This window comes from Streptomyces boncukensis (assembly GCF_011045075.1).
Taxonomy (GTDB): Bacteria; Actinomycetota; Actinomycetes; order Streptomycetales; family Streptomycetaceae; genus Streptomyces; species Streptomyces boncukensis.
Genome location: NZ_JAAKZZ010000494.1, coordinates 1 through 5,347, shown reverse-complemented (window position 1 = coordinate 5,347; position 5,347 = coordinate 1). Strand labels below are relative to the sequence as shown.

Below are 5,347 nucleotides of genomic sequence, written 5' to 3'. Positions count from 1 at the left end.
AGGTGATGCTGGACGACGAGGATCTGTACGGCGCCGGCGTGGACCCCGTCTCGGTACGGCGCACCATCGGCATGGTCTTCCAGCGGCCGAACCCGTTCCCGACCATGTCCATCTACGACAACGTCGCGGCGGGCCTGAAGCTCAACGGCAGCAGCAAGAAGAAGGACCTGGACGCCGTCGTCGAGAAGTCCCTCAAGGGGGCCAACCTCTGGAACGAGGTCAAGGACCGGCTGAACAAGCCCGGCTCCGGGCTCTCCGGCGGCCAGCAGCAGCGGCTGTGCATCGCCCGCGCGATCGCGGTGGAGCCCCAGGTGCTGCTGATGGACGAGCCGTGCTCGGCGCTGGACCCGATCTCGACGCTGGCGATCGAGGACCTGATCGGTGAGCTGAAGGAGCAGTTCACGATCGTGATCGTGACCCACAACATGCAGCAGGCGGCGCGGGTCTCGGACCGCACCGCGTTCTTCAACCTGGCGGCGGTCGGCGAGCCCGGCAAGCTCATCGAGATCGACGACACGGAGCGGATCTTCTCCAACCCGTCCGTCCAGGCGACGGAGGACTACATCTCGGGCCGCTTCGGCTGAGACCCCGCGGCCGGCAGAGCTGCCCGCGGTGCTGCATGGCGGTGCCACCGTCGGGCGACCCGGGGCCCGTCCGCTTCTCCGGAGAAGCGGACGGGCCCCACCTACCGCCCGGCCGCTCAGCCGCTCAGCCGCTCAGCCGAAGACGAGCTTGATCGCCCCGTACATCACCGCCGCGACCAGCGCGGCGGCGGGCATGGTGATGAACCAGCCCAGAATGATGTTCTTCGCGACCCCCCAGCGCACCGCGCTGACCCGCTTGGTCGCCCCCACGCCCATGATCGCGGACGTGATCACATGGGTGGTCGAGATCGGCGCGTGGAACATGAAGGACGCCGTGTACATCACGGACGCGGCCGTGGTCTCGGCGGCGAACCCCTGCGGCGGGTCCAGCTCGATGATCCGCCGCCCCAGGGTGCGCATGATGCGCCAGCCGCCCGCGTACGTACCGAGCGAGAGCATCAGCGCGCTGGCGATCTTGACCCAGATCGGGATCTCGTTGTGGTCCTGGACGTCCGCGATGGTGAGCGCCATCACCACGACGCCCATCGTCTTCTGCGCGTCCTGCAGGCCGTGGCCGAGGGCCATGCCGGCCGCCGAGACGGTCTGCGCGATCCGGAACCCCCGCTTCGCGCGGTGCGGATTCGCCTTCCGGAACATCCACATGATGGCGCACATCACCAGATAGCCGACCAGCATCCCGACCAGCGGCGAGAGGAACATCGGCAGCACGATCTTCTCGATCACGCCCGACCAGTGCACGGCGATACCGCCGGCCAGCGCGGCGCCCACCATGCCGCCGAACAGCGCGTGGCTCGACGAGGAGGGCAGGCCGAAGTACCAGGTGATGAGGTTCCAGACAATGGCACCGACCAGCGCGGCGAACAGGATGGCCATCCCGCTGTCGCCGTGCGGGGTCTCGATGAGCCCCTCGCTGACGGTCTTGGCGACCCCGCTGCCGAGGAAGGCCCCGGCGAGGTTCATCACGGCCGCCATCAGCAGCGCGGCCCGCGGCGTCAGCGCCCGGGTGGAGACGGAGGTCGCGATGGCGTTCGCGGAGTCGTGAAAGCCATTCGTGTACGTGAAGAAGAGCGCGACCCCTACGGTCACGACCAGGGCGAACGTGTCCACGAAGGTCAGGACTCCTTGACCGCGATCGTCTCGACCGTGTTGGCCACGTGTTCGAAGGCGTCGGCCGCCTCCTCCAGCACGTCCACGATCTGCTTGAGCTTCATGACCTCGATCGCGTCGTACTTGCCGTTGAAGAGATGGGCGAGCAGCTTGCGGTGGATCTGGTCCGCCTGGTTCTCCAGCCGGTTGACCTCGATCCAGTACTCGGTGAGGTTGTCCATGGTGCGCAGGTTCGGCATCGCCTCGGCGGTCAGCTCCGCGGCCCGCGCGAGCACCTCGATCTGCTGCTCGACCCCCTTGGGCAGCTCCTCGACCTGGTAGAGGACGACGAGGTCGACGGCCTCCTCCATGAAGTCCATGATGTCGTCGAGGGAGGAGGCCAGGTTGTAGATGTCCTCGCGGTCGAACGGCGTGATGAACGAGGAGTTGAGCTGGTGGAAGATCGCGTGCGTCGCATCGTCCCCCGCGTGCTCGGCCGCCCGCATGCGTTCGGAGATCTCGGCGCGCGCGGAGGTTTCCGCCCCGAGCAGTTCCATCAGGAGCTTCGAGCCGGTCACGATGTTGTCCGCGGAGGCCGCGAACATGTCGTAGAAGCTCGTCTCCCTGGGGGTCAGACGAAAGCGCACTGGGGGTCCTCGGAATGCGTCGATATCGGTCTCGTCGATGCTAGGCGCATCATCCGGCCACAGCTAACCGGCGTCCTCCAGTGTCACCCATGGAGACTCGTGGCCTGAACCGGCCTCCGGAAGGTCCGGTATCGTATACCCACGAGGGGTATCTAGACAGGGGTGGCGCCGCGGCCCCGCAACGGGAGGAACCATGACGACCGCAGAGACCGGCCAGGCCGACAGCGCGGCCGACGGTGTGGCCGACACCGTGGGCGAGGCCACCTCCGAGTGCTGCTCGGCCCACGCCGCCACGGGCATGCACGGCTACAGCAAGGACAAGGAAGCCCACCTCAAGCGCCTCCGCCGGATCGAGGGCCAGATCCGCGGCCTCCAGCGGATGGTGGACGAGGACGTCTACTGCATCGACATACTCACCCAGGTCTCCGCCTCGACCAAGGCCCTCCAGTCCTTCGCCCTCCAGCTGCTGGAGGAGCATCTGCGGCACTGTGTGGCACACGCCGCACTCGACGGCGGCGCCGAGATGGACGCGAAGGTGGCGGAAGCCACAGCCGCCATCGCCCGGCTGATGCGCACCTGAGCAGACGGGAGGGGCACCACTCCCTGCCCGCCGGCGAGCCCGCTGAACCCTCAGCGGGACGACTCCGGCACCCCGTCCAGCTCGCCCGCGGCACGGCTCAGCACCTCGTCGATCCGCGCCAGGCTCAGCCGCTCCTCCGCCGCGGAGGCGGCGATCATCAGCTCGCCGCAGAGCTCGATCTCGGCGAGGGCGATGTGGTCCTGGATCACGGAGCGCCGCTGACCACGGGCGGCGCTTCCGCCGCCAGGCGTCGATACAGGCACACGTATCACCTCCTGTGCTCCTCGTGTCCCTCATGTCGAGATGCGGAGCGGCCCCTGTCTTCCGGCCCAGCTCCCCAGCGTAGGGAGGGACGCACCCTCCGCGCATGGCACTTACGAACCATTTCCACCGGGCCACGGCGGCCATGAAGCGGCATCACGCGCGCGTCAGGCGTACCGCTCAGGGAACGGCGATCGCGCCCGCGTAGATGTCCCGGTCCTCGGGCATCGTGACACGCACCGGGACGCCGAAGCCGTGCGCGCGGGTCGTCGAGAGGACCGTGACATCCCCGCGCTCGCCGGCGAAGGTGAACCGATGGCGGACCTTCCGCAGACGCCCCTGCCCGTCGAGGTACGCATCAAACGGGATCGTATGACCGGAGAACCCTTTCTCCGCAGCTGTCAACCGCCGCCGTACGGAGGGCGAAGCGGCGTCGGCGGCCGCCCTGACATCCACCGTGCCCCGGAAGTGCCACACCCGGGTGCCGTCGAGATCGGTGGCGCCGAGGCGGCGCACCGTGCGCGCGCCGCGCAGCAGTTCGGCGGCGCTGACCGGGTCGGTGGCGCCGCCCGACACCAGATTCCCGTCCGGCAGGGTGGCCGTGGGGACGCGCACCCACTTGCCCGGCGGCACGCCCTCGCGGTTCTTCATATAGAGGGCGCGGGGCGTCAGCAGCTCGACGACCGGGCGGCGTTCCCCGGGCCGCTCCCCCGACGTACCACGCGGGAGCGAGACGACGAGCCGGCCGGTGCCCCGCGCGTAGTCGAAGCTGCCGGCGCCCTGGACGACGACCCGGGTGCCGCCGCTCGCCATCTCCATGGACGTACGCACCCGGGAGGTGCCCGCGCGGACCAGCGCCTCGGCGGCCCGCCGTACGGCGTCGGGGGCGGGGCGGGCGTCGCGGGAGGCGCCGGGCCCGCCGGGCGACCGCCCGTCGGCCGTGCCGCCGAGCGCCGCGCACCCGGCCGTGAGGGGCGTGAGGGCGGCTGCCAGCAGCGCGGCCACCAGAGCCGGTGCGGCGGCTGCGCCGCACCGCCGCTGCCACCGCACCGCCATCCTGCCGACCTCTCACGCCCGCGCGCGCCCTTGCGCGCGCCCCACCGCCTAACGAGCCCCCGGTACAGGCCGTCACGGGATCGGTACGGTGGTCACGTGCGCGAGCGAGCCCCCGAACACCAGCCGGACCAGGCGGCCCTCTCCGCCGTCGCCAAGGGCCTGCACGAGGCGGATATGACCGAGCGCGGTGCGTTCTGCTCGGCCGTGTGCTCCTGCGGCTGGCGCGGTCCGGCCCGCCGGGCGCGGGACCGGGCCCGCGCCGACGCCGCCGGGCACCGGGGCGAGTACGAGTAGGCCCCGTCAGGGAGGCGCCGCACCCGGAATCGAGAAGGCTCAGGCCGCCAGGTCGCGGTCCTGCGGGGAGCGAGGGGCACCGGCATCCGCACGCTGCTCCGCCGTACCGGACGCGCCGGAGCCCGACCAGACCAGCGTGCCCAGCCAGGAGAAGCGCGCGACCCCGGCCCGCACCGCGGGCGTGAGCAGCCACATCGCGGCCGGAGCGAGCAGCAGCGCGACGGCGGTGCCCAGCGCGAGCCCGCCCAGGACGTCCGTGGGGTAGTGCACCCCCATGTAGACCCGGCAGAACGCCTCGGTGACGGCCAGCCCGATCGCCAGCAGCCCGTACTTCCGGTGGACCATGAAGACGGCGACCGCGATGGCCATGGTGAGCGTGGCGTGGTCGCTGACGAACGAGTAGTCGCTCTTTCCGTCGATCAGGGGGTCGACTCGCTTGTGGTCGACGAACGGCCGGGGGCGCTCCACGAACTCCCGGATCGGGATGTTCACCAGGAGTGCGATCACGGCGGCCAGCGGCGCCCAGAGCAGCCCCGCGAAGCCCGACACCGCCTCCTCGCGCGTGCCCCGCCTGCGCGCGACCCCCCACCAGGCCCACAGCGCGACCAGGACGAGTCCGACGGCGATGCCGTACTCGCCGATGAACTCCATGGTGCGGTCGGCCCAGGTCGGCGCGTCCTTCGCCAGCCCGTTGATCTCGTAGAGGAGCCCTACATCAGGGTTGTCCCAGTCAGCCATCGAGGTGCGGCCCCTTCTTCACTTCTGCCCTGCTTGCTGGTCGCTGGTACGCGCTGTCAAACCCCCGTGCCCCCGTGCTC

Annotated in this window: 8 protein-coding genes; 3 read left to right on the top strand and 5 right to left on the bottom strand. The window is 70.4% G+C overall.

The window, feature by feature from the left end; translation table 11 throughout:
• Nucleotides 1-584, top strand: a 584-nt coding sequence (locus G5C65_RS30425; protein ID WP_165302276.1) for a phosphate ABC transporter ATP-binding protein, incomplete at its 5' end; no start/stop codon positions are given.
• Between the two features lie 132 nt (nt 585-716).
• Here G5C65_RS30425 and G5C65_RS30420 read toward each other — a convergent pair.
• Both G5C65_RS30420 and G5C65_RS30415 read right to left on the bottom strand, forming a co-directional pair.
• Entirely contained in the window at nt 717-1,712 is a 996-nt protein-coding gene (locus G5C65_RS30420) for an inorganic phosphate transporter (RefSeq protein WP_165302275.1), read from the bottom strand.
• Between the two features lie 5 nt (nt 1,713-1,717).
• On the bottom strand, nt 1,718-2,338 hold the full coding sequence (locus G5C65_RS30415) for a DUF47 family protein (protein WP_165302274.1): 621 nt from the start codon (nt 2,336-2,338) through the stop codon (nt 1,718-1,720).
• 193 nt (nt 2,339-2,531) lie between these two features.
• On the opposite strand from G5C65_RS30415, the gene G5C65_RS30410 reads away from it, so the two are divergent.
• Nucleotides 2,532-2,918, top strand: coding sequence for a metal-sensitive transcriptional regulator (locus G5C65_RS30410; protein WP_165302273.1), 387 nt, complete (start codon nt 2,532-2,534; stop codon nt 2,916-2,918).
• A gap of 50 nt (nt 2,919-2,968) precedes the next feature.
• On the opposite strand, the gene G5C65_RS30405 is transcribed toward G5C65_RS30410, so the two are convergent.
• Both G5C65_RS30405 and G5C65_RS30400 read right to left on the bottom strand, forming a co-directional pair.
• Nucleotides 2,969-3,181 (bottom strand): hypothetical protein, encoded by a 213-nt coding sequence (locus tag G5C65_RS30405; RefSeq protein ID WP_165302270.1) that lies wholly within the window; start codon nt 3,179-3,181, stop codon nt 2,969-2,971.
• Nucleotides 3,182-3,359: 178 nt separating this feature from the next.
• Nucleotides 3,360-4,235 carry an SCO4651 family lipoprotein gene (locus tag G5C65_RS30400; protein WP_165302272.1) on the bottom strand — a complete coding sequence of 292 codons (876 nt, stop codon included), beginning with the start codon at nt 4,233-4,235 and terminating at the stop codon, nt 3,360-3,362.
• A 96-nt stretch (nt 4,236-4,331) separates the two neighbouring features.
• On the opposite strand from G5C65_RS30400, the gene G5C65_RS30395 reads away from it, so the two are divergent.
• The gene (locus tag G5C65_RS30395) at nt 4,332-4,529 is read left to right on the top strand and encodes a hypothetical protein (RefSeq protein WP_165302269.1); all 198 of its coding nucleotides are present in this window, start codon (nt 4,332-4,334) and stop codon (nt 4,527-4,529) included.
• 39 nt (nt 4,530-4,568) lie between these two features.
• Here G5C65_RS30395 and G5C65_RS30390 read toward each other — a convergent pair whose 3' ends face one another.
• Entirely contained in the window at nt 4,569-5,267 is a 699-nt protein-coding gene (locus G5C65_RS30390) for a phosphatase PAP2 family protein (RefSeq protein WP_165302271.1), read from the bottom strand.
• Nucleotides 5,268-5,347: the final 80 nt, after the last annotated feature.

Coding starts and splice junctions, on each gene's coding strand:
- G5C65_RS30410 (WP_165302273.1), top strand. CDS start 2,532: ATGACGACCGCAGAGACCGGCCAGGCCGACAGCGCGGCCGACGGTGTG.
- G5C65_RS30400 (WP_165302272.1), bottom strand. CDS start 4,235: ATGGCGGTGCGGTGGCAGCGGCGGTGCGGCGCAGCCGCCGCACCGGCT.
- G5C65_RS30390 (WP_165302271.1), bottom strand. CDS start 5,267: ATGGCTGACTGGGACAACCCTGATGTAGGGCTCCTCTACGAGATCAAC.